This window comes from Paenibacillus sp. Dod16 (assembly GCF_049893405.1).
Taxonomy (GTDB): domain Bacteria; phylum Bacillota; class Bacilli; order Paenibacillales; family Paenibacillaceae; genus Paenibacillus_AQ.
The window spans coordinates 418,009-442,735 of record NZ_JBNDYG010000005.1 but is presented as its reverse complement, the minus strand read 5'-3'; the positions used below and the strand labels follow the sequence as shown (position 1 = coordinate 442,735).

Below are 24,727 nucleotides of genomic sequence, written 5' to 3'. Positions count from 1 at the left end.
CCATAGGGGATCGTGCCCCGCTAATTATGAAAAAAATCGAAAAAAAGACTACCGGATTGCCCGGTAGTCTTTTTTAATTACGGATTTAACCTGCTCCTCTTTCATCGGACGGTTGCTGTCCCTGGATATGCTAAGCACGATTCCCATACTCAGCATCATGACCAGCAGCGAGGATCCGCCATAACTGATGAACGGGAGGGTAACGCCCGTTATTGGGATGGTATTGGTTACCCCGCCGATATTGATGAAGGCCTGAATGGCGATCAGTCCCATGATGCCGACGCCGGTCAAGGTACCGAAGGGATCCGAACAGCGAAGCGAAACAATGATCCCTCGCAGGATAAAATATAAGTAGAGCAGGAGGAATATCGCGGTTCCGATAAAACCGAATTCTTCGCCGATGACCGAAAAGATAAAGTCGTTATAAGGATTCGGCAGATAATGCAGCTTCTGCACGCTCTCCCCGTAACCGGCTCCGGTGACACCGCCCTGGCCGATGGCGATCAGCGATTGAACCAAATTGTAGCCTGTGTCCGACTCATCGTGGAACGGGTCCATGAAAGCCTCGATCCGGCCCATCTTATAGTTCTTGGAAGCCTCTTCCTGATCTCCGCCGGAGTTAAAGAGCGATCCGACTCCCAGTGTGAGCACCAGGCCAAGCGCGACAAGCGAGATACATCCGAGGATATGCTTGAGGCTGGCGCCGCCGGCATAGATCAGCAGCCCGCTGGTAGCCACGAGGATGAAACAGGAGCCCAGGTCCGGCTGAAGCATGATCAGTCCCGCTACGATCCCTACAATAATGAGTACGGGGAAGAAACCGCCCTTCCATTGACGGATTCGTTCCCCTTTTTTTGTGATCAACGCTGCCAGATAGACAATGGTCGCTATTTTGGCCAGTTCGGTCGGCTGGATGCCGAATTTCCCCAGGTTAAACCAGCTTGTGGCTCCGTTGGTTGCGGAGCCGATGATCACCACAAGGATCAGCAGCATTAAGGTTAGAAAAAACACCGGTATGAATAGCTTCTTGTACTTTTTATAGTTGATGTTCATGGCAACAAACATAACCAGCGTGCCAAGGACGGCAAACGCGACTTGCCGCTTCGTAAAATGCAGCGGATCGTTATTGAATTTTTCATTGAAAACGGCCAAGCTGGAGCTGGAACTGAACACCATGATCAGTCCGAATCCCACCAACAGCAAGGTAAGGATCAGCAGTTGAAAATCAGGCGTCCCTCTCTTCGGCTGAGGTTTGGTCGTATTCATAATGTTCGACCTTACGCTTCCAGAAGAGCTTTGAGCTCTTGAAGCTTCTTGGTGGCCACATTCATAACGGGCTGTGGAGCCATGGATTCATACTCGAGTCCGTGCGGGAACGTGGCTTTACCCAGGTATACCGCTTCGATTTTGAGGATGGTGTCCGGTTTTTCGAGCTTGCCTTCAACAGCGCGGGTGTTAATGCGCAGGAAGTATTCAGCCTGATTTTTTTTATCTTCGATTTTCAAGTCATATGTAGCGCGGTAGTATTCCCACTGCCAACGAATGAAGCCTACTTTCTCGGCACATTCATCGAGGTAAGCTAAATCGCTGTGCAATCCGTCCAAGCCTGTATTTTCGAAAATCATGTGGTCGTAACCCCCTTAATAGTCCTTGCAAAGTTCTTTAATATGATAGTATGTTTCAGGAACTTGTGCAAGCCTGTACCGCCCGTCACGCTTCAATTGAGACCTTTTATCCAGATGAGTTTTTGATAACGACAGGCATTCTTCTTTTCTGCTAAAATAAAAGCAAGTGAAAACGCTGTGAAATGTACGCTTTCCATTCCGGTGGTTATATATTCATAGGACTTCAATTCAAGCGAAGGGTGGATATGGCCGATGAACCGCGTCGTTTACCGCACGGATTATTATGTAGTGGAAGAGAACGGGCAGAAGGAAATTGTCGTGATCGACCGGATTCCGGAATCGGCAGCGGTTGTGGCCGTTTATCAAGGATGTCTGCTCTTGGTATGCCAGCACCGGGAAGCGGTGGATGAGATCACTTGGGAGCTTCCTGGCGGAACGGTGAGACCCGGTGAGGAACGGAAGCTTGCCGTGAAGCGGGAGCTTGAGGAAGAGGCAGGTGTGCTGTGCAAGGACTTGTCCTACATGGGCAGCGCTTATCCGATGGCTTCTCTGGCCAACCGGAACGTTCATTTTTATTTCACCGACGATTTGAAGGTGTCCGTTAGCCACGAGTCGAATCAAGATGAGGACGAAGATGTTAGAGCTATGTGGGTCCCGCTCAGGGATGTGTATCGCAAGATGAAGGAAAGCGGCCGAATGGATGCCATGGTTGGGCACGGGCTGCTGCTGAGCAAGCTTCACGGATTTCTTGCGATCGATTGAGCCGCATATAGCGGGGAAGGATGATGGAACTTGATGAAGGAAGCATTTTGGGAACAATGGTATCCACGGATGGTGGAATGGCGGCGTCATTTACATATGCACCCGGAACTTTCGTTCCAGGAGAAGGAAACTGCGACATTTATAGCAACCCGGCTGCAGGAGCTTGGTCTGGAGGTCAAGACAGGCGTGGGCGGTCATGGAGTGATAGGAATTCTAAGAGGAGATAAACCCGGCAAGACCGTTGTGCTGCGCTCCGACATGGATGCGCTGCCGATTGAAGACGGCAAGAGCTGCGAGTACAAATCGCGGGTGCAAGGAGTGATGCATGCTTGCGGGCATGACGGGCATGCCTCCATGCTGCTGGGGGCTGCGGCTTACTACAGCACGTACCCGGAAGAAGTTCAGGGCGAGATTCGTTTCATGTTTCAGCCGGCAGAGGAAGTCTGCCCCGGCGGTGCGATAGAGATGATCAAGGATGGAGCGCTTGACGGAGCCGACGTTGTCTATGGTCTCCACCTATGGACGCCGTTTCCAGTAGGAACCGCAGCGAGCGCGCCAGGTCCGCTGATGGCTGCGGCGGATGAGTTTTTCATTGATATTACGGGGCGCGGGGGACACGGCGGTATGCCGCATGTGACAGCCGATGCCCTGGTAGCGGGAGCAGCGCTGGTCATGCAGCTTCAAACCATTGTAAGCCGCACGGTAGATCCGCTGCAGCCTGCCGTGGTTACGGTAGGAACGATGCAAGCCGGAACGGCGCAAAACGTCATTGCTTCCTCTTGCCGGATCACGGGAACGGTACGCACCTTTGACGAACCTACCCGGACGCTAATACGGGAGCGGATCGAGCATATGACCCGGACGGTTTCGGAAACCTACGGCACGAAAGCAGCGGTTCGATATCTCGTCGGGTATCCACCCTTGGTGAATGATGAGACCGAAACCGCTCGCTTCTTCCGTACGGCCCCTAAGGTATTCGAAGCGGATCAGGTCAAGGTGTCACCCAAACTGATGCCGGCAGAGGATTTTGCATACTACTTGAAGGAAATTCCGGGCTGCTTCATTTTCGTTGGAGCCGGTAACCCGGATAAGGCGGCAATCTATCCGCATCACCATCCGATGTTCGACTTTGATGAAGATGCCATGCGTTATGGGGCGAAGCTGCTGGTCGAGATGGTGTCGAGCTATCAGAACGGGGACTAGACTTTAAGAAAATCGCAATCATCGCGCATGAACGCTCGTAATTTGGAAATCCTATAGATCATAGGGGAAGTTCAGATCCATGGACATGGATGTGGGCTTCTTTTTTTTTAAGATGACCAAACGTTACGAGGAGGGAATAGGGTGCATAACAAGCCATGCATCGTCCAGCGGGATCGGACCATATTGCTTGAAACCGCTCATGCGGATGCTGAGATCGCACGCGTACAACTGGCCCAGTATGCGGATTTGATCAAAAGTCCTTCGTCTTTTCATACATATCGCCTCACCCCGTTATCCTTATGGAACGCCGCTGCCGGGGGAATGACGGCTGAAGCAATTTGTTCGAGCCTTCGGTCGCTGTCACGATGGGATGTGCCGGCAGCTCTGCTCGAAGAGGTTCGCCAGCTCGTTGGGCGTTACGGACAGCTGTCGCTGCTCCCGCATCCCACGCTTGACCGCTCATTGCTGCTATCTAGTCATGAGGAAGCCTTGATGCAGGAGCTGATATCCCATCGCTCCCTGAAGGAAATCGGCGTTCGATTGATTTCGCCGAAGGAAGCAGAAGTGCCTTCAGACCGACGTGGCCTATTGAAGCAGGAGCTGACCCGGCTCGGCTATCCTGTGCTGGACCACGCGGGATATATAGACGGGCAATATCTGAACATTCTTTGGCGTGGTGAAAAGCCGGACAGTGGGGGTCTTGAAGACTCCAACGGCGGATCCAACGATCAGCTCTTTCAGCTCCGCGACTATCAGCGGAAGGCTGCCGATTCCTTCAGGGATGTCGGCGGTGAAGGCGGCAACGGGGTCCTTGTCCTGCCTTGCGGTGCCGGGAAAACGGTCATTGGCATCGCTGCGATGCGCGATCTGCAGTGCGAGACTCTGATCCTCACTTCCAACACAACGTCTGTACGGCAGTGGATCGCCGAGCTGCTGCAGAAAACCTCGCTGTCCGCGGAGGAGATCGGTGAATACTCCGGTCAGCGCAAAGAGGTGAGGCCGGTAACGGTCGCCACCTATCACATCCTGACCCACCGACAAGGCAAGGGGGATGAACAGCAGCATATGAAGCTGTTTAATGAACGCCGCTGGGGCTTAATCATCTATGATGAGGTTCATCTTCTTCCGGCACCGGTATTCCGTGCGACGGCTGATATTCAAGCGACCCGCAGGCTCGGACTGACCGCCACCCTGGTTCGAGAGGATGGAAGGGAGCATGACGTGTTCTCGCTGATCGGCCCCAAACGATATGAAATGCCGTGGAAAAGGCTGGAGGAGCAGGGCTGGATTGCTTCGGTGGACTGTACGGAGATTAAGGTGCCGCTGCCGGATGAGATCAGAGCAGCCTGCGAGACGGCGGGCAAAAGGGATCAGTATCGGCTGGCTGCCGAAAATCCGTCCAAGCTCCGCGTGATTCGGCAACTCGTGGATTTCCACAAGGATGCACAGACGCTGATTATTGGGCAATACCTGGATCAGCTTCATGCCATTGCCGAGGAGCTGCAGGCCCCTCTCATTACGGGGCAGATGACGCAGGATCAGCGCAATGAATGGTATAAGGCTTTCCGGGAAGGAACCGTCCGTGTACTTGTCGTTTCGAAAGTGGCTAACTTCGCCGTTAACCTGCCCGATGCCTCCGTGGCGATCGAGGTTTCGGGAAGTTACGGCTCAAGGCAGGAGGAGGCGCAGCGTCTCGGACGCTTGCTGCGGCCGAAGCAGGGGGAGAACCGGGCTTATTTTTATGCATTGGTAACGGAGGAGAGCCGGGAGGAGATGTTTGCGATCCGGCGTCAGCTGTTCCTGATTGAGCAGGGGTATGAATATCACGCGATTCAAGCGAAGCACCCAGCCTTCCTTGACATGTCATCGATGCGGCATAGGCATCGCCTGCAGATTCCTGACGGGAAGGAGGCCTCGTGGAGATGATGGAACAGCAGGACGTGGCGGATGCCATAAGCTTAGATCGGCTTCTTCCGAAGGAGCGGTCGGTCCTTCATCATATCTGGAGCCGTTTTGCCGGGCAGCGATTTGATGACGACAAACTTCGCTCGCTGCGCGTTCGGCGCTTGAGCGGCGTGGAAGTGCAGCTCGCCTTCTTATCCTTGAGGCAGCAGCGATGGGTTCAAGCGGTGAAGCAGGGCTGGGGCGAGAGGATGTATTTCATCCCTTTTGATAAGCTTCAGATTCTCCAGGAGGCCTTTGGCGATCTCAAGGCGGGTTCCGTTCCCGCAGCTGCCGTGAAGCTCCAGCAGGAGGGAAGAAGCGGGATAGCAGTCGATATGTTCAACGTTCTCGTATATGTCGCTAAGAACCGAGTGGCTGTGACTGCTAAAGGGGTTCTGCATAAAAAATTTATTCAGAAGCTGGGGAGCGTGGTGGAATTATCGCCATCCGATGTTGAGGGGCTTGCACTTCAATATGATCACGCTGATGTTTACCCACCACATATTGCGGTTGTATTGGATTTGCTGTTTTCGTTTGATCTGGTCGCCCTGGAGCAAGGGGAGCTTAGACTGAACATGACCGCATTGCGCCATTGGCTTGCACTCACGCACGAAGCGATGGACCGATTGGTTCTGTTGCGCATGATGGAACGCTATGCTCCGAGTTTGGCCGAGTATCAGCATTTCACATGGCGGATTTGTCACTCATCACGGATCGGTGGGATGTGGTACTATGCTCAGCACACATTGGCATATGGCGAGGAGCCCCAGAACTTGGAGCCAAGTAGCGGAAAGGAATTGTCCGCGGAGGACGCAGCTTCATGGCTCCGTTTATTAACCGGCTGCGGTTACACCGATCTTGGCATGGATCACGATGGCCAATTCCTGTTCCGGTGGCGTATGGATCCCTGCTCCTTGCTGAGTGGAAGCAGCCAGGATAACACCGGATCTTCGGGGCTGTTTATCCAGCCGGATTTTGACATATTGATTCCGCCTGACGTGTCTTACACGGTCAAGTTTACGGCTGCCCTGTGCACGGAGCGCATCTCGGATGACGTAATGACGGTCTATCGTCTGACCAGGGATTCGGTGGCTCAGGCGGCGACGGCAGGAATGGGGCTGGAAGCGATCACGGCATTTTTTACGGAGTATGCTGCGGCGGGAATTCCGGAGAACGTGCATGCTGCCTTATGTCAGTGGGGCAAAGAGCTTGAAAGAACGGGTAAGGATGAGCTTTCACGATTTATCGGCGCAGCTCCGAAAGATAAAGCGGTACCCGGGGCCTGTGATGAAGAAGATAACCGTTACGTCATGCCGGGTTATTCTGGCAGCCCATCCAGCAGTTTGATTCGCCCTGCGCGCAGCGAGCTTGCTCTTGAATTGGACCACAGCCTTCCGGATATAACGTCAATCGTTCCGGATTTGAACCGGATTCCCATCATGTGGACACGGGATTGGCGTTCTTATCACGGTTCGACGGCCAAGCAAATGATGGAGCAGGCGCTTGAATTGTCAGCTAAATTAGAGATTGCGGTCGATGGCAGCCGGATGGAGTTTATTCCATTTCAGCTCGAGCGGCAGCCATGGAAAATTTCGGGAGCGTTATACGATCCGGACTCCGAATCTGATTCCGAAATGACGGAAACCGTGGTGCAGTTAGGCGAAGGGGAATGGAAGGAAATGCGGCTTGTGATTCCGTAAAAGCGTATGAATTCCCCCTTCTTAAGATACGAGCGTTATGCTATGATGAAAGAGTCCACAAACAAAGCGTGGGCCAAACTAATAGAAAAGCGGGATGAGTTCATGAGCGTATCGGAAATAAATACGGTCGATATGGCCGAGGTGCTCACCTATGCCTATGAAATAGGCGACATGATTAATGCTTCCGTCGAAGTGGCGGATTATCTATATTGGAAGCAGGCAGTTGAGGGTGATCCTATGATTCAGGCTTTAATCAAAAAGCTTGAGTCCAAGAAAGAGCTGTTTGAAGAGACCCAGCGGTTCGGTCACTTTCACCCGAATTACCATTCGGCCAAGGATGAAGTAGCCGCGGTGGAAGCGGAGCTTGAGGCTTTCGAGCCTGTAGCCCGGTTCAAGCAGGCGGAGAAGAATCTGGACGATCTGCTGCATTCGATGTCGGAGAAGATTGCTTTTTCGGTTTCGGAGAGCATCAAGGTTCCGGGCAACGATCCTCTTCCCAAGAAGGGTTGCGGCAGCGGCGGAGCTTGTTCGTGCGGATAATAGGCAAAGACTAGAGATAGAGACGAAAGCGAGGCGAGGAGCTTAGGATGTTGGCTGAACGGACCGGTTTTATTATATGGGTCAGCGATGTGAAGGCAGCAAGGAATTTGGAGAAATACGGCAGTGTGCACTATATATCACGCCGCATGCATTATGTTGTCATGTACGTCAATGCTGACCGCGCCGAGGAAACAATGAAGAACATCCGGAGATTGTCCTACGTTCGTAAGATCGAGCGCTCCTACCGGAATGAGATTAAGACGGAGTACAGCAGCAAAGGACCGGATAAAGCGAAGTTTTACGGACCTTAGCATGATGTGCCTGATCGTGAATCTAACGCAAATCGCATAAGTTAGCGAGAAGAGCGTAAAGCGGCCCCCGTAGGGCCGCTTTTTTTAAACTATCGGTAAGTATAAAGTTGGAGCGTGGGCATGGCTTTATAAAGTTTATTATGGATTGATGACGATAGATTGGCATAATTCGGAATCTTGTTTGATAAAATAGTATAAGTAAGGTACAATTTACATTTTAATCAAACCCATCATTCCATTCGGGCGTCAGCGCCCCAACGCACAGGATACAACTAGAGATATTTCTAAATTTTCGGTGATTGTTCACAAGAAGCGAGGTTTCAATCTTGTGAATGCCAGTGGAATGATGTAATATGTTGGGTATATATACATAGATACAAAGACCCATTTGGTGGAGAGTGATATTCCATGCGCGACAAAGGGACTGAGCGGTGGAGCACCTATGAGCCGTTTTATATTACGTTAAATGATAAAAAGGTCGCCGACATCGTCATTACCAATCATGCCAAGAGCCGTTATACGGACCGGGTTCAAGGTAACGACACGTCCCATGAGGAAATCGGGACATGGATGTGGGAGTGCCTGAAGCAGGACCGGATCGTGCCGTATTACCGCAACGAGCAGGATGTCTATCTGATTGACGACGACCTCGTTGTTGTGGCGGAGTTCTCGGAGCTGGAGCATGAACGTGATCTGATTGGCAACCCGCTGCATCGGATGATTATTGTAACTTTTTTGGGACGTATGTCAGAAACCATTGAGCTTCGAGACCTGAAGTCTTATTACTCATGGCTTCGCCATTCACGTCGCATGACACTGATTAAGAACAGCCGTAAACGTAAATAAAGAAATAGAGTTTTCATATGGCATGCGAGCGTAAGCGCGGATGTCTTTTTTGTATGCTCCGCCGCGATCCGTTACAATGATAAATACAAAAGCGGCAGCGAGAGGGGAACCGATGTTATGAACTTTCATCAGCTACATATTTTTTACACGGTAGCAGAGCGCGGGAGTTTTTCCGCTGCTGCCCAGGCGCTTCATATGAGCCAGCCTGCTGTGACGATGCAGGTACAATCGCTCGAGGAGTATTTTGGAACAAAGCTCCTCATTCGTTCCACCAAGCGCATGGAATTGTCCGAAGCCGGGAGGACGCTGCTTCCTTTTGCCCGCAAGAGCCTGGAGCTGTCGCAGGAAACGGACGCGGCGATGGCGGCTTTCTCTAATAAGCTTCAGGGAAGGCTGCAGCTGGGGGCAAGCCTGACCATCGGGGAATACGTGCTGCCCCGATTGCTGGGGCCCTTCGGCCGGGAGTATCCGGATATATCCATTATGCTGAAAGTGATGAACACCACGCAGATCCTCGAGGAAATCGCCGGCCATCAACTGAATTTCGGGCTGATTGAGGCACCTGTGGAGCATCCGGATATGGTTCTCGATTCGGTCATGGAGGATGAGTTGAAACTGATCGTTCCTTCCGGCCATCCTTTAGCAATAAGGAAAGATGCGATATATTTGGAGGATGTGCTGAAGTATCCGTTTGTGCTTCGCGAGAAGGGGTCTGGCACACGGAAGGTGATGGAGGATGTGCTGCTTATGCGGGGGTATGATCCCGAAAGCATCCAAACGGTCATGGAGCTTGGGAGTACGGGAGCAGTGAAATCGGCGGTAGAGGAAGGGCTCGGCATTACGATGCTGTCGACCTCAACGGTCAAGCATGAAACCGCGCTCGGTTTAGTCAAAATGATTGATATTGCGGATGCTTCGTTTAAACGGAATTTTTATTCCATTCAGTTGCGGTCCGCGCTGCTGCCGATGTCGGCGATGACGTTTTTGGCCTATTTAAAGGAACGTCAGCAAAACCAGCGATAAAGCACACCCGAACTTACAACGAAAGGGGATTGATTGACATAGATAAATCGATGAATCGGACAGGCTGCGACCTTCATTCCCACACCCAGGCTTCGGACGGGATGAACACACCTTCGGAGAACGTGCAGCTTGCTTTCGAGCGGGGACTTGGGGCTCTAGCTATAACGGACCATGACACGGTGGCCGGTGTCGAGGAGGCGCTGCAAGCCGGAGAACGCCTCAACATGATCGTGGTCCCTGGCGTAGAAATCAGCACCATGGCAGGCGGGACGGATATTCACGTCCTGGGCTATTACATAGATTACCAGGACCCCGTGTTTCTGGAGCGGCTGGCAGAGCTCCGTCGTACGAGGGGGGAGCGCAATGAGAAGATCATGGCGAAGCTGAGAGGGCTAGGCATCGAGCTGACGATGGAGGAAGTGATCGGAGGCTTGGGGCGGCCGCTGGAACCCGATGAGAGCATCGGCCGCCCGCATATTGCGGATACCCTGGTTCTTAAGGGTCATGCCCTCGATCTAAGGGATGCCTTCGACCGGTATCTCGCACAGGGCGCAGCTGCATATGTGCCGCAGCCGCGGATTCATCCCAAGGAAGCCTGCGAATGGATACGCGAAGCCGGGGGCGTGCCGGTGCTTGCGCACCCTGGACTCTACGGCGATGATGCATTGGTGAGAGCGGTCATTGAAGAGGCTGCTTTCAAGGGGATTGAAGTCTATCATTCGGACCATGGGGCAGCAGAGGAGAAACGCTATTTGGCGATGGCCGAGGCATACGGTTTGATGGTGACCGCGGGATCCGATTACCATGGCGAGAGGCAGGGCCGAGTGTTCCATGGGGATATCGGCAGCCGTCAGGTATCCATCCAGGTGTTGGATGAGCTTCATCAGGCGCGGGCAAGGAGCTAAGATCGACAACACGGCGCGGGTTTCGAGCGGAATACGTTTGTGCGCTCCGGCGGATTCGTATAGGAAATCGCGGCATGACAGTAAGAAAAAACGGGTACTCCGGCTGGTCCTACGACCTTTCGGATACCCGTTTTGTAATTAAACGAACGATATATCGAGTTCGTTGCTCATCTTAATTGCGATTGTTTTTTACCGAACTGGGCATCGCCTTGATCCGCTGCTCGTCCGGCGTGACGAACAGCGTTTTTTGATTGTCATAAATGACAAACCCGGGTTTGGCTCCATTCGGCTTGCGTACATGGCGAATGAGCGTGTAGTCGACAGGCACGCTGCTGGATTCTTTGGCCTGACTGTAATAAGCCGCCAGCTGTGCCGCTTCCTGCAGCGTTGCATCCCCGTACTCGCTGCTTCGGATGACCACGTGAGAGCCCGGGATATCCTTGGTATGCAGCCATGTATCATTTGAGGAAGCGAGACGGTTGGTTACGTATTCGTTTTGGAGGTTGTTTTTTCCAACATAAAGCTCGATGCCTTCGGATGAAGTATAGACATGCAGCGTCGGCTTGTCGTTTTTCTTCTTTTTCTTCGTTTTACGATTGCGGTCTCTCAAGTATCCCTGCTGGATCAGCTCGTCCCGGATTTCATCGATGTCGCTCAAGGAAGCATGCGACAGCTGCTGCAGCAGATTCTCGATATAGTTGATCTCTTCGCGGGTTTTGATTAACTGTTCGTCAATGACCGCGAGGCTGTTCTTGTACTTGTTATATTTTTTAAAATAGCGCTGCGCATTGTCCGACGGAGTCAGGAGCGGATCCAGCGGGATGGTGACGGTCGCCTGCTCTTCATCATAGAAGTTAACCAGCTTGGCTTCACGGTCGCCCTTCTGAATCTGGTGGAGCGAGGCGAAGAGAAGCTCGCCAAAGATCCGATACCGGTCGGCATCCCCGGCTTCTTCCAAGTCCTTGTTTAAATTATCCAGCTTCTTGATGTTCTTCGTCCGTTCATTCTGCAGGAATCGGAGGAGGTCGCTGACCTTCTGTTTAACTGTATCCCGCTGAGCTTTATCTCCGTAATAATCCTCCATGCATCGACTGACCGATTCGTAGGTTGTAGTCTCGTCCACCAGCAATGTCAGCGGAATGACGGAGAACACCGACTTCCCCTTGGCATTGACGCCTGTAACCGGCGTATATTGATGGTTGCGGACTTGTTCCATGATCTCATCGAATGCGCTCCACAGGCTGCCGCAATCTTTTTCCCCTTCAAGCCCACCTGGACTGCTTCCCCCTGCGCGCTGGGCAATTTCCTGGGCCGCGAGCGGACTAAGGCCGCTGAATGCGCCGACCAGCCATGGAACGGCCTGCTCCTCGTTCATCAGACAAGATTCCCGGAAGGCTTCCTGCCCGGTTTCGAGCGGATTGAGCTTGTGCTGCTCCGGCGGATTCGTATAAGAGAATCCCGGCATGACCACTCGATAACTGCTGATGGCAGGCGTCACATGGTTGATGCCATCCAGTATGGTGCCGCTTGATGGATCGAGCAGAATGATGTTGCTGTGTCTGCCCATCAGCTCCACGATGATTTTTTTGGAGGAAATATCGCCGAGTTCGTCACGCTGCCTGATCGTAAGATGAATAATCCGTTCCATGCCCACCTGCTGGATGTCCTCGATGATGCCGCTCTCGCAATGCTTGCGCAGAATCATGCAAAACATGGGGGCTTCGGCCGGATTCAGAAAGGTCTCCTGCGTCAGATGCACCCTGGGATACGTGGGGTTTGCGGATAGCAGCAGCTTGGCGTTACCTTGCTGGGTGCGTATATGAAATACGATGTCCCGATCGTTCGGTTGATATATTTTATTGATCCGTGCGCCCCGGCATGATTGAAGCTCATGCACGATCGCACGTGTGACAATGCCGTCTAATGCCATCCTTCATTCTCCTATCTGTCTGTTACCCTTCCTATCGTACTTCTCTATGATGCCATATTTCCCTCAAAAACTTAAGGCCCCTTCTGTGATAATTCAGGACCTGTCCGAATACATTTACGTAGAAAGGGTGGAAAAGCTGTCATCCGCCGGAGCAAACAACCGGGAGGGAAAGGAAGCATGGAACAAAAGCAATGGCACCAAATGGATACGGATGAATTGCAGCAAGTGCTGCATATGCATCCGGAGCAGGGCCTCACGGAAGAGGAAGCCGGGGAGAGACGAAAAAACAGTGGCTATAATGAGCTCTCCGAGGGCGTTAAAATTTCTCCATTTGTTCTGTTCTTGAATCAATTTAAGGATTTCATGGTGTTGGTGCTCCTTGGCGCCACCCTGGTATCCGGTCTGCTGGGCGAGTATTTGGATGCCGTCACGATTGTAGCCATCATCCTGATCAACGGGATCCTTGGTTTCGTCCAGGAATTCAGGGCGGAACGGTCGCTTCGGGCTTTGAAGCAGCTGTCCGCGCCGACGTCCAGAGTCATTCGGGACGGTAAAGTGGTACAGGTTGCGGCTAGGGAACTTGTCCCTGGCGATGTCGTGCTCGTGGAGAGCGGAGACCGTATTCCGGCCGATGTTCGCTGGCTCGAGATCAACAGCTGCAGTGTCGAGGAATCGGCCTTGACCGGCGAGTCCCTGCCGGTGAACAAACATGCCGAGCCGATTCACGATGCGGATGTTCCGCTGGGCGACCGCAAGAACATCGGCTTTATGGGCACGATGGTGGCCCGCGGTACGGGAAAAGGCGTTGTCATCCGAACCGGAATGGATACGGAGATGGGCAAAATCGCCGATTTGATCCAGAACACGGAGTCACAGGAGACGCCGCTGCAGCATCGCCTGGAACAGCTGGGCAAAATTCTGATTGCCGTTTCACTGGGGCTTACGATTCTGGTCGTCGTAGCAGGCATTCTGCATGGACAGCCTGCCGCAGGCATGTTCCTTGCAGGAGTCAGCCTTGCGGTTGCCGCCATCCCAGAAGGGCTTCCGGCCATCGTTACGATTGCCCTCGCCCTCGGCGTGCAGCGCATGATCAAGCGCAAAGCGATCGTGCGCAAGCTGCCATCCGTGGAGACCCTGGGCTGCGCATCCGTGATCTGTTCCGATAAAACGGGGACGCTCACGCAGAATAAAATGACCGTAACCCAGGTTTGGCTGGGAGGACGCTCGCTGGAAGTGACCGGGCATGGGTATGACCCGACGGGTCAAATTCTTCACAGAGGCAAGCCGGTGGAGCTGAGATCCGATCAGGGGCTTCGCCGACTGCTGCAAATCAGCGGGCTGTGCAACAATGCGGAGATTTATGAGAACGTGCAGGAGGAAGCCCGGAACAAGCGCAAGGGCAAGGAAGAGCCGGCAGCTGCTGCTTGGGAGTTAAAAGGGGACCCGACAGAAGGAGCACTGCTGACGCTATCGTCCAAAATGGGATTGACTAAGGGAAGCCTGAACACCATCTATCAGAGAGACAAAGAGTTTCCGTTTGATTCGGAGCGAAAGCTGATGTCCGTTATCGTCAGCCATCAGGGCGGGCGCTTGCTCTGCACGAAGGGCGCGCCGGACGTCCTGCTGGATGCATGCACTTATATTTTGTGGGACGGAAACGTTGTGCCGCTTACCGCCACGCTCCGCCAGAAGGTGCTGACCGCCAATGAAGGCATGGCTTCCGATGCGCTGCGCGTGCTTGGTTTGGCATATCGGGATCTGCGTTCCTATGACAAGCCGGAAACGGAGAAAGAGGCCGAGAGCCAGCTTATCTTTGTGGGACTTGCCGGAATGATCGATCCGCCGCGCCGTGAAGTGCGCGATGCGATTGCGACATGCCGCCGCGCGGGCATCAAGACTGTCATGATCACGGGCGACCATCGGACAACGGCGGAAGCGATTGCGGCCCAGCTCGGCATCCTGCCAAGGAACGGCCTGTCGCTATCGGGACAGGAGTTATCCCGGATGGATGACAAGGAGCTGGATGCGAGGGTGGATCAGACCTTCGTTTATGCCCGCGTATCACCCGAGCATAAGCTCCGCATCGTGAAGTCGCTTCAACGTAAGGGGCATGTGGTTGCCATGACGGGGGACGGTGTGAACGATGCTCCGGCCATCAAAGCCGCGGATATCGGGATTGCCATGGGCATTACCGGTACGGACGTAACGAAGGAAGCGTCATCGCTGGTGCTCAGTGACGATAATTTCTCCACGATTGTTTCGGCGATTGAGGAGGGGCGCAGCATCTATGAAAATATTCGCAAGTTTATCCGTTATTTGCTGGCTTCCAATGTCGGCGAAATTCTGACGATGTTTTTCGCGATGATGATGGGTCTGCCGCTTCCGCTCGTTCCGATCCAGATTTTGTGGGTGAACCTTGTTACCGACGGGCTGCCGGCGATGGCGCTCGGGGTGGATCAGCCGGAGAAGGATCTGATGGAGCACAAGCCCCGCGGAGCCAAGGAAAATATTTTTGCCAGACGTCTTGGCTGGAAAATCATCAGCCGCGGCATCTTGATCGGCCTGTGTACACTCGGCGCATTTTGGATTACGCTGCGCATCGCACCGAATGATGCGGGCCAGTTGGCTAAAGCGCAGTCCGTTGCCTTTGCTACCCTCGTCATGGCCCAGCTGATCCATGTGTTTGACTGCCGCAGCTCGCGTTCGATTTTCCACCGCAATCCGCTTCAGAACAAAGCGTTGGTTCTGGCTGTGCTGTCCTCGGTATTGCTGATGCTTGGCGTCATGTACATCGAGGCGTTCCAGCCGATCTTCAAGACGGTTCCGCTTGGCTTGAAGGAGTGGGCACTGACACTCGTGGCAGCCGGCATCCCTACCTTCCTGATGGGGGCTGGAAGCGTGTGGGGCGGCAGACGTAACCGCAACCGGAACCGCCGCAGCATGATGCCGAAGAGTGCAAATATTTCGGCATAAATTGAATGGATAGCCCATCACCTCTGCGATATGCTAAGCACGAGCATAGCAATTGCAGAGGAGATGGGTTTTATGATGGAATTTACGAAAATGCATGGACTTGGCAACGACTTCGTTGTTGTATACGGCGAGCAAGAACTTCCATCCAATGCATCCGAACGGGCCGTGAAGCTGTGCAATCGCTTTTTCGGCATCGGTGCAGACGGACTTGTATATATTTTACCTTCCACGAAGGCTGACTTCATGATGCGCATCATGAATTCAGACGGTTCCGAAGCGGAGCAGTGCGGCAATGCCATTCGTTGTGTCGCGAAATATGTGTATGATCACGGCCATATTGACCGAGAGGAGATTACCATAGAAACGATCGGCGCCGGAGTACAGCAAGTACGCCTTACGGTGCAGGAAGGTCAAGTAAGCAGTGTGCGGGTAGACATGGGTGAACCGGTTCTGAATGGATTGAGCGTGCCCACGACAATCGATCTCCATCCGGTAGTGAATCATCCCATTGAAGCGGACGGCAAGGAGTTCCGTTTCACTGCGGTGTCCATGGGCAATCCGCACTGCGTCATTTATGTGGACGATGCAATTAACTTCGACCTTGGTGTATGGGGACCCAAGCTGGAGGTGCATCCGCTGTTCCCGAGAAAGATTAATGTGGAGTTTGCGACGGTGAATTCACGGAGTCAAGTGGACATGCGGGTATGGGAGCGCGGTGCAGGACCGACATTGGCCTGCGGGACCGGCGCTTGCGCAACATTGGTATCCTCGGTGCTGAACGGATTGACAGACCGCAGCGCGACGATCTCTCTTAAAGGCGGGGACTTATTCATCGAGTGGGATGAGTCCGACAATCATGTATACATGACAGGGCCGGCCGAAGTCGTGTACGCAGGGAAGCTTGCCTCGTAGAGCCTTCGCCAGCCGCGACAATCCCCGCCCGCAAAAGCAAAAAACAGTATGATCTAAAGTTTGTCCTGTAGGGGTGGACACATTAGGGAGGCCTTCGGAAGGCCTCCCTTTTGTCTCTTTATCTTTTGAGAGGTTTTATGATACATTAGTTGAAAATAAACGTCGGGTGGAGGAGAAACGCGATGAAACCGAATCTTCGGCAGGCATGGGAGAATCAGGTACTGGTCGGTGACGGCGCGATGGGTACTTATTTATATCAAAAAGGATTTCCTGTAGGCATTTCTTATGAAGAACTGAATTTAACCTCCCCGGAGGTCATCGGGAACGTTCATCGCCAGTATGTTGAGGCGGGTGCCCAGGTCATAGAGACGAACACGTTCTCTGCCAATTATGACAAGCTGTCCAAATACGGTTTGGAGGCGAAGGTAGGGGAGATTAACCGTGCAGGCGTGAGAATTGCGCGTGATGCTGCCGGTGATCATGGATATGTAGTGGGTGCGGTAGGCTCCATTCGCGCGGGCAAAAGGAGCAACATTTCCACGAGCGAGCTCAAGCGTTATTTCGAAGAGCAGCTGTCGGTACTCATATCGGAAGGCGTTGACGGCATTCTGCTCGAAACGTTCTATGACGTGGATGAAATTCAATTGGCTTTGGCGCAGGCTCGGATGCTAAGCGACCTGCCGGTGATCTGCCAGTTTGCGGTAGAGGATATTGCCCGCACGCTGGACGGCTTCACGATGCCGGATGCATACCGCATACTGAGTCAAGAAGGGGCGGACGTGATCGGCTTTAACTGCCGGACAGGTCCAAACGGCATTATGCGTGCGCTGGAGACTCTGAACGGCATGATGAATCTTCCGGCTTCGGTCTACCCTAATGCGGGGATCGCCGATTATGTGGACGGGGAATACCGGTATGGTGCGAGTCCCGAGTATTTTGGCAGGACAGCCCTGGAGTTTGCGGATCGCGGCGCCCGGATTGTCGGCGGCTGCTGCGGAACGACGCCGGAGCATATCGCTGAAATTTCATCGGCGTTGTCCGGTTATGTACCTGCGCCGCTTCCCATCGTCGAGGAGGCTGAGGTCAACCGGATCGTGATTCACGAGACGGCCCAGGAGCAGTTTTACGAGCGCAGCGGGGAGCCGACGATTGTTGATATCGTGAAGGAGCGGCATACGGTGATCGTGGAACTGGACCCACCAAGGGATTTGGATATCACCAAGTTCATGAAGGGCGCGGAAGCTTTGAAAAAAGCAGGAGCCGACGCCTTGACCCTTGCGGATAACTCGCTGGCCGTAACCCGTATGAGCAACATGGCCCTTGGACATCTGGTACAAGCACGCACGGGACTGCGGCCGCTGATTCACATCGCTTGCCGTGACCGAAACCTGATCGGTACGCAGTCGCACATGATGGGCTTTGATGCGCTCGGCATCGACCATGTGCTTGCGGTGACGGGTGATCCGGCACGCTTCGGGGATTTGCCGGATTCCAGCTCGGTGTACGACATGACCTCATTTGAAATCATCCGCATGATTAAACAGCTGAACGAGGGCATTGCTTTTTCCGGAAAGCCGCTGAAGCAAAAGGCCAAATTCGTTGTCGGTGCAGCGTTCAATCCCAATGTAAGGCATCTGGACAAGGCGGTTGCCCGCTTGGAGAAGAAGATTGCTTCCGGTGCGGATTATGTGATGACGCAGCCCGTGTACGATCCCGAGTTAATGGTTAGGCTGAGGGAAGCGACGGCACATCTGGATATTCCGATCTTTATCGGCATCATGCCGCTGGCAAGCGGACGGAACGCAGAGTATCTGCATAACGAGGTGCCTGGCATTCAACTGTCGGACGAAGTCCGCAGCCGCATGGCCGGGCTTGAAGGCGAAGCGGGCCGGGCGATGGGCGTTAAGATCGGCAAGGAGCTGCTGGATGTTGCAACAGCGCATTTTAACGGCATATATTTGATGACGCCGTTTATGTTCTATGAAATGAGCGTACAATTAATGGAGTATGTCTGGGAGAAATCGGGCCGCCGATTGACCCCCTTGTTTCATTAATAATTATCAATTACAATAGTGTAATGGATGTGATTCCGATGTCATTGAGCATGACCGGATACGGGCAATCCGTTGTCGATTTTCAAGGTTACAGTATCTCTTTCGAAGTTAAGTCAGTCAATCATCGGTATTGTGAAATCGTCTTTCGTATGCCCCGTGAATGGGCTCTCTTCGAGGATTCACTTCGACGGATGGTACAGAGCCGAATCGGACGCGGACGGATTGATGTTTATATTAACAAGGAAAACAACGGCGAGTCCCAGGGTGCCGTGCTGAACCACGCCATGGTTCAGGCGTATTTACAGGCAGCCGAGGATTTGAAGTCATATGGAATCAAGGGAGATCTGGCGGTGCGGGATATTTTGTCGCTGCCAGATGTTCTTGTTAGTCCGAGCGGACTTCCCATGGATGAAGCGCAGCAGAAGTTATGGAATGATGCGCTTCTTCAAGGTCTTGAACAAGCGCTGGAGGGTCTGATCCAGATGCGCAGCAGGGAAGGCTCTTTTCTCGTGAAGGATATCGGGCAGAGGCTTGACCGATTGATGCTGCTTCACCGAGAGATGACCGAACTTGCTCCGGCAGTTCCGGAAGAGTACCGGAAGCGTCTGCGGCAGCGCATAGAATCTCTTGATGACGGATCGCTTGCTGTTGATGAACATATATTCGGAATGGAAGTCGCGCTGTTTGCTGAACGTTCCAATGTGGACGAGGAGTTGATTCGACTTCACAGCCATTTGGAGCAATGCAGAGAGCTGCTTCATCAGAAGAGCCCTGTAGGCCGTAAACTGGATTTTCTGATTCAAGAAATGAACAGAGAAGTCAATACGATTGGATCGAAAGCCAATCATCTGACTCTGGTAAACCGTGTTGTCGAAATGAAAGCGGAACTGGAGAAGATTCGTGAACAAGCCGCTAATGTGGAATGACCGCAGCTTCATCGGCAAGTAAGAGTCAAATGTATAGGGGGAGCAACCGCACTATGGCAATCAAACTTATTAATATTGGCTTCGGAAACATCGTATCGGCCAATCGGATCATCTCAATCGTGAGTCCTGAATCGGCTCCGATCAAGAGGATCATTCAAGAAGCACGGGACCGTCATATGCTGATTGATGCTACATATGGCCGAAGGACACGGGCTGTTATTATTACGGATAGCGACCACGTGATTTTATCGGCTGTGCAGCCAGAAACGGTGGCTCACCGTCTGTCCAGCAAAGATGACGACAACGACGAATAAGATGAGGAGTACTATGTCTAGAGGATTATTGATTGTATTGTCCGGTCCTTCCGGGGTGGGAAAAGGAACCGTCTGTACGGCGCTTCGCAGCCGGGTTCCGGAGCTGGTGTATTCGGTGTCGGCTACGACGCGTTCGCCGCGGCTCGGTGAGGTACATGGTGTGAACTATTTTTTCAAAAGTCGGGAACAATTCATGGATATGATTGAGAACGACCAGCTTCTCGAATATGCGGAATACGTCGGGAACTATTATGGAACCCCGCGTGATTTTGTGGAAGAAACTTTAGCCTCCGGCAAGGATATTATACTGGAGATCGAAGTGCAGGGTGCACTGAAGGTCAAGGAGAAGTTTCCGGAAGGTATCTTTGTGTTTCTGATGCCGCCGTCTCTGGATGAGCTGAAAGATCGGATCCAGGGCCGGGGAACAGAGAGTCAAGCTACCATCGACCACCGCATGTCCGTAGCGGTTGACGAAATCAATTTGCTGCAGCATTATGATTATGCGGTAGTGAACGATGAAATCAATCTCGCTTGTGAGAGAATACAATCTATCATTATTGCCGAACATTGTAAGGTAAGAAAGTAAGCTGTCTATTCATAGACGTGTTAACTTTCAAGTAAAAGAAGAAGAGGTGCTTCGCCATGTTATATCCATCCATTGATGAAATGATGAATAAGGTAGACAGTAAATATTCTCTTGTGGTTGCGGCTTCCCGCCGTGCACGCCAGTTGCGTGAAGGCGGAGTCAGCGAGTTGAAGAATCCGAAATCCCATAAGTTTGTCGGTGTCGCTCTGGAAGAAATCTATGGCGATTACGTGAAAATCGAGAAGGGACAGGACTAAGACTTTTTCTTCAATATTTGAATAACATGCGTTAGCGCGCGAAAATGTGACAACCGAAAGGTTGTTATTTTTTTGAGAAGATATGAGAATGTAGCCTTTATACAATGGAAAGCGGGGGATTGTCATGTTGAACGGAAAAGTCATTGTGCTTGGCGTTACAGGTGGCATTGCCGCGTATAAAGCAGCGACTTTATGCAGCAGGCTTGTCCAGAGGGGGGCGGATGTGCATGTCATTATGACGGAATCCGCGAAGCAATTCATTCCGGAATTAACGCTTCAAACGCTGACCAAAAACCCGGTTTATAGCGATACCTTTGATGAACGGGACCCATCGGTCGTCTCGCATATCCACTTGGCCGATCTGGCCGATTTGGTGTTGATCGCTCCGGCTACAGCCAATGTCATCGGCAAGATGGCACATGGCCTGGCGGATGACATGCTGACCACGACGCTGCTAGCGACCACGGCACCTGTCATGATCTCGCCGGCAATGAACGTGCATATGTACACGCATCCGGCCGTCATGGCGAATATGGAGACGCTGGTCTCCCGCGGGGTGTCCATGATTGAACCTGGGGAGGGGCTTCTCGCTTGCGGATACGTCGGAAAGGGACGGATGGAAGAGCCTGATACGATTGTTGATGTGGTTGAACGGTTTTTCCGAGAACGTGCAGTACAGCCTGTGGCGTTGAATGAAGAAATAGCGAGCAGCACCACAGGCATATTGCATGGTAAAAAGGTAGTTGTCACGGCCGGCGGCACGATCGAACGCATTGATCCGGTCCGGTATATAACGAATGATTCTTCCGGAAAAATGGGATTTGCGATCGCGAAAGCGGCCAAGCAGCTGGGAGCGGATGTTCACCTGATTGCCGCTCATACCGATGAAGCTCCACCAGAGGGAATCCGGACGGAAAAGGTGGAATCGGCCCAAGATATGTACGAAGCGGTGCTGCGCGTGTTCGATCATAGCGATATCGTGGTCAAAGCGGCGGCGGTTGCCGATTATCGCCCTGCGGAGGTAGCGACATCAAAGATCAAAAAGCGCGGGGAGACCATGACGCTGGATCTTGTCAAGACAACGGACATTCTGGAGAGTCTGGGACGCCAAAAAACCTCCCAGTTCTTAATCGGATTTGCGGCTGAAACCGATACGGTGGAGCAGTTCGCCAGGGAAAAGTTGAAACGTAAAAATTGCGATTTGATCGTTGCTAACGATGTTACACAGGAAGGAGCGGGCTTCCGCACGGATACGAACAGCGTTCATATTTTTGATGCAGAAGGACTGGTCCTCCAGCTCCCAGTGATGTCCAAGGAGGAAGTGGCCCAGAGGCTGTTAACGCTGGCGGCTGATCGGTTGTCCGGGAGGTCATCCTGATGGAAATGGCCCGCGTGATTGTGGACGTGCCGTCCAAGGATACGGACCGACCTTTTGATTATTTGATTCCCGAGGAACTCCGGCCCTGGGTTGAGGTAGGCAGCCGGGTCGGCGTGCCGTTTGGGCACCGTACGCTCCAAGGGTTCGTGGTCTCTTTGCATCCAAGGCCCGAGATGGATACGGCCAAAATGAAGCCGATTCAGGAAGTGCTCGATGTGATGCCGCCTCTTTCGCCTGAACTGATTGAGCTTGGAGAATGGATGAAGGAGCGTTATGCATGCCGTTATATATCGGTCTTGCAATCGATGCTGCCAACGGCGCTGAAGGGGAAAGCCGAGCGATATATTTCCCTTAGCGAGCCAGACGCAGGTCTGACGGAGGAAAGCGACGGATTATTTGCGCTGCTGCCGGAAAGCGAGTCGGAGCAGGAAATGATCCGGTTTGTCAGTCAGAGAGGCGAGGTTTCGCTCCAGCAGTTAACCCGAGCATTTCCGGATGGAGCTGCTACCATTAAAGCGCTGATCGGCCGAGGACGGCTGAGTGAGTTTCAGCAAATCAAGGATAAACTGCAGAAAAAAACGATGAAAGCGGTAGAGCTTGCCGTATCGAGCGAGGAAGCGCAACAGGCGCTGGCTTCATTTCCTGCCAAGGCCCAGCGTCAGAAGGAAGTGCTCCAATATATATTGGAGATGGAAGCATTTCTGCCGATATCGCAGAAGGATCTGCTGCAGACGCTGGGCGTCACCGCAGGCACCGTAAAGGCGCTGGCTGACAAAGGGCTGATTACCCTTGAGGATATCGAAGTGTTCCGGGATCCGTATCGAGGGCGGCATTTTACGCCCAGCACCCCATTGGCGCTCACACCGGAGCAGCAAGCGGTGTACCGCAGTATCGTGCACAAGCTGGATGAACGCAAGCATGGCGTGTTTCTCCTGCACGGGGTAACCGGCAGCGGCAAGACCGAAATCTACCTGCAGACCATTCAGCGCTGTCTCGAACAGGAGCGTCAAGCGATTGTCCTGGTACCTGAGATATCGCTGACACCGCAAATGGTGGAGAGGTTCAAAGCCCGTTTTGGCGACCGTGTAGCTGTCATGCACAGCCGGCTCTCGGATGGGGAGCGTTATGATGAATGGCGGAAAATAAGAGAAGGCCGGGCGTCCGTTGTCGTGGGTGCGCGATCGGCGGTATTTGCGCCGTTTGACCGTCTGGGCCTGATCATTATGGATGAAGAGCACGAAGGCTCTTATAAGCAGGAAGAGACGCCGAAGTACCATGCCAGGGATGTTGCGATTCACCGTGCCCGGCTGACCGGTGCAGCCGTCATTCTGGGTTCGGCAACCCCTTCGTTGGAGAGCTACCATGCGGCGAGATCGCAAGCTCAGGATGATTTTGCGCCTCATCTGCTGGAGATGCCGAGCCGTGCGCTGGGCAACAAGCTGCCGGAGGTCCAGGTCGTGGATATGCGGGAGGAGCTCCGTGAAGGAAATCGATCCATGTTCAGCCGCTCCTTGCATGCCGCGATTTCGACAAGGCTGGAACGCGGTGAACAGACGGTGCTGCTGTTGAATCGGCGGGGTTACTCCACGTTTGTCATGTGCCGGAGCTGCGGATATGTGGCAGGCTGTCCGGAATGCGACATTTCGCTAACCTATCATCAGAAATCGAATAATTTGCGCTGCCATTATTGCGGTTATGCCGCACAAGCGCCGGAGGTTTGCCCGGATTGCGGAAGCGAGCATATACGTTATTTCGGTACGGGCACGCAGCGTGTCGAGGAAGAATTGGCCAAGCTGTTTCCCGGCATTCGCGTCATTCGGATGGATGTTGATACCACGACCGAGAAGGGCTCCCATGAGAAGCTGCTGAAGCAGTTTCGGGATAAAAAGGGGGACGTGCTGCTAGGCACCCAGATGGTCGCCAAAGGCCTGGATTTCCCCGATGTCACCTTGGTCGGTGTCATTACGGCCGATTCGGCCTTGAACCTGCCCGATTTCCGGGCGGCCGAGAAGACGTTTCAGCTGCTCACTCAGGTTGCCGGAAGAGCAGGCCGCCATCAGCTGCCGGGTGAAGTGGTTATCCAATCCTATACGCCCGAGCATTATTCGATTATCCATGCAAGCAGCCATGATTATTTATCCTTCGTCAAAGACGAGCTGAAGCACCGCAAAGCGCTCCATTATCCGCCGTATTGCAGGCTGATCCTGGTGACGCTGTCGCATGAACAGCTGCCGCTGCTGGTAAGAATGGCGGAGAATTTCGCCGCGACGATCAAAAGCGAATCCGACCGCCGGGGATGGTTTGGAAGCCTGGACCGATTCGACGCCAGCGCGCTCGATATATTGGGTCCGGTAGCTTCTCCCATTCCCCGGTTGAAAAATAGATACAGATTTCAATGTATGATAAAATGGCGGGGAACGATGGATGCTGTCTCGCTGGTGCGTTCGGTTGCCGAGAAGCTTCAGGATTCGGCGCGGGACAGCAAGCTCCAGATCAGTATTGACGTTGATCCGCAAATGTTAATGTAATACAGCATAC

General features: G+C 53.1%; 21 protein-coding genes. 18 read left to right on the top strand and 3 right to left on the bottom strand.

Going from position 1 to position 24,727, the window contains the following annotated elements:
• Positions 1-48 precede the first annotated feature (48 nt).
• A complete protein-coding gene (gene ftsW, locus ACPV3A_RS06865) occupies positions 49-1,266 on the bottom strand; it encodes a putative lipid II flippase FtsW (protein WP_194541738.1) in 1,218 nt (405 codons plus the stop codon).
• Between the two features lie 11 nt (positions 1,267-1,277).
• Positions 1,278-1,625 (bottom strand): YugN family protein, encoded by a 348-nt coding sequence (locus tag ACPV3A_RS06860; protein WP_009589628.1) that lies wholly within the window; start codon positions 1,623-1,625, stop codon positions 1,278-1,280.
• Positions 1,626-1,877: 252 nt separating this feature from the next.
• On the opposite strand from ACPV3A_RS06860, the gene ACPV3A_RS06855 reads away from it, so the two are divergent.
• The 9 genes from ACPV3A_RS06855 to ACPV3A_RS06815 all read left to right on the top strand — a co-directional run bounded on the left by ACPV3A_RS06855 (position 1,878) and on the right by ACPV3A_RS06815 (position 10,859).
• Positions 1,878-2,387 (top strand): NUDIX hydrolase, encoded by a 510-nt coding sequence (locus tag ACPV3A_RS06855; protein WP_220685994.1) that lies wholly within the window; start codon positions 1,878-1,880, stop codon positions 2,385-2,387.
• Positions 2,388-2,420: 33 nt separating this feature from the next.
• A complete protein-coding gene (locus tag ACPV3A_RS06850) occupies positions 2,421-3,590 on the top strand; it encodes a M20 family metallopeptidase (protein WP_426198508.1) in 1,170 nt (389 codons plus the stop codon).
• Between the two features lie 141 nt (positions 3,591-3,731).
• Positions 3,732-5,516: a DNA repair helicase XPB gene (locus ACPV3A_RS06845; protein ID WP_426198506.1), complete on the top strand. Its 1,785-nt coding sequence runs from the start codon at positions 3,732-3,734 to the stop codon at positions 5,514-5,516.
• A complete protein-coding gene (locus ACPV3A_RS06840) occupies positions 5,513-7,234 on the top strand; it encodes a helicase-associated domain-containing protein (protein WP_426198505.1) in 1,722 nt (573 codons plus the stop codon). The genes ACPV3A_RS06845 and ACPV3A_RS06840 overlap by 4 nt, the downstream gene beginning before the upstream one ends.
• Positions 7,235-7,336: 102 nt before the next feature.
• Positions 7,337-7,774: a YlbF family regulator gene (locus tag ACPV3A_RS06835; RefSeq protein WP_071223946.1), complete on the top strand. Its 438-nt coding sequence runs from the start codon at positions 7,337-7,339 to the stop codon at positions 7,772-7,774.
• Between the two features lie 47 nt (positions 7,775-7,821).
• Positions 7,822-8,085, top strand: coding sequence for a YlbG family protein (locus tag ACPV3A_RS06830; protein ID WP_006209210.1), 264 nt, complete (start codon positions 7,822-7,824; stop codon positions 8,083-8,085).
• A gap of 408 nt (positions 8,086-8,493) precedes the next feature.
• Positions 8,494-8,931, top strand: coding sequence for a hypothetical protein (locus tag ACPV3A_RS06825; protein WP_071223691.1), 438 nt, complete (start codon positions 8,494-8,496; stop codon positions 8,929-8,931).
• Positions 8,932-9,048: 117 nt separating this feature from the next.
• Positions 9,049-9,954: a selenium metabolism-associated LysR family transcriptional regulator gene (locus ACPV3A_RS06820; protein ID WP_071223692.1), complete on the top strand. Its 906-nt coding sequence runs from the start codon at positions 9,049-9,051 to the stop codon at positions 9,952-9,954.
• Positions 9,955-10,004: 50 nt separating this feature from the next.
• Positions 10,005-10,859: a PHP domain-containing protein gene (locus ACPV3A_RS06815; protein ID WP_426198565.1), complete on the top strand. Its 855-nt coding sequence runs from the start codon at positions 10,005-10,007 to the stop codon at positions 10,857-10,859.
• Between the two features lie 172 nt (positions 10,860-11,031).
• Here the strand turns inward: ACPV3A_RS06815 and ACPV3A_RS06810 are convergent, their stop codons facing one another.
• Positions 11,032-12,789, bottom strand: coding sequence for an Rqc2 family fibronectin-binding protein (locus ACPV3A_RS06810; RefSeq protein WP_426198504.1), 1,758 nt, complete (start codon positions 12,787-12,789; stop codon positions 11,032-11,034).
• A gap of 177 nt (positions 12,790-12,966) precedes the next feature.
• On the opposite strand from ACPV3A_RS06810, the gene ACPV3A_RS06805 reads away from it, so the two are divergent.
• From ACPV3A_RS06805 to priA, 9 genes are all read left to right on the top strand, one after another.
• Positions 12,967-15,762 (top strand): calcium-translocating P-type ATPase, SERCA-type, encoded by a 2,796-nt coding sequence (locus tag ACPV3A_RS06805; RefSeq protein ID WP_426198503.1) that lies wholly within the window; start codon positions 12,967-12,969, stop codon positions 15,760-15,762.
• 75 nt (positions 15,763-15,837) lie between these two features.
• Positions 15,838-16,674, top strand: a complete 837-nt coding sequence (gene dapF / locus ACPV3A_RS06800; RefSeq protein ID WP_426198563.1) for a diaminopimelate epimerase — start codon at positions 15,838-15,840, stop codon at positions 16,672-16,674.
• Positions 16,675-16,856: 182 nt separating this feature from the next.
• The gene (locus ACPV3A_RS06795; RefSeq protein WP_426198502.1) at positions 16,857-18,728 is read left to right on the top strand and encodes a bifunctional homocysteine S-methyltransferase/methylenetetrahydrofolate reductase; all 1,872 of its coding nucleotides are present in this window, start codon (positions 16,857-16,859) and stop codon (positions 18,726-18,728) included.
• A gap of 38 nt (positions 18,729-18,766) precedes the next feature.
• Positions 18,767-19,654: a YicC/YloC family endoribonuclease gene (locus ACPV3A_RS06790; RefSeq protein ID WP_326096986.1), complete on the top strand. Its 888-nt coding sequence runs from the start codon at positions 18,767-18,769 to the stop codon at positions 19,652-19,654.
• A gap of 53 nt (positions 19,655-19,707) precedes the next feature.
• Positions 19,708-19,968, top strand: a complete 261-nt coding sequence (gene remA, locus ACPV3A_RS06785; RefSeq protein WP_006209218.1) for an extracellular matrix/biofilm regulator RemA — start codon at positions 19,708-19,710, stop codon at positions 19,966-19,968.
• A 13-nt stretch (positions 19,969-19,981) separates the two neighbouring features.
• Positions 19,982-20,554: a guanylate kinase gene (gene gmk, locus ACPV3A_RS06780; RefSeq protein WP_071223696.1), complete on the top strand. Its 573-nt coding sequence runs from the start codon at positions 19,982-19,984 to the stop codon at positions 20,552-20,554.
• 56 nt (positions 20,555-20,610) lie between these two features.
• Entirely contained in the window at positions 20,611-20,811 is a 201-nt protein-coding gene (gene rpoZ, locus ACPV3A_RS06775; RefSeq protein WP_100536098.1) for a DNA-directed RNA polymerase subunit omega, read from the top strand.
• 124 nt (positions 20,812-20,935) lie between these two features.
• Positions 20,936-22,189 (top strand): bifunctional phosphopantothenoylcysteine decarboxylase/phosphopantothenate--cysteine ligase CoaBC, encoded by a 1,254-nt coding sequence (coaBC, locus tag ACPV3A_RS06770; protein WP_326112362.1) that lies wholly within the window; start codon positions 20,936-20,938, stop codon positions 22,187-22,189.
• Positions 22,189-24,717 (top strand): primosomal protein N', encoded by a 2,529-nt coding sequence (gene priA, locus ACPV3A_RS06765; protein ID WP_326112360.1) that lies wholly within the window; start codon positions 22,189-22,191, stop codon positions 24,715-24,717. Before coaBC ends, priA begins: the two co-directional genes overlap by 1 nt.
• Positions 24,718-24,727 lie beyond the last annotated feature (10 nt).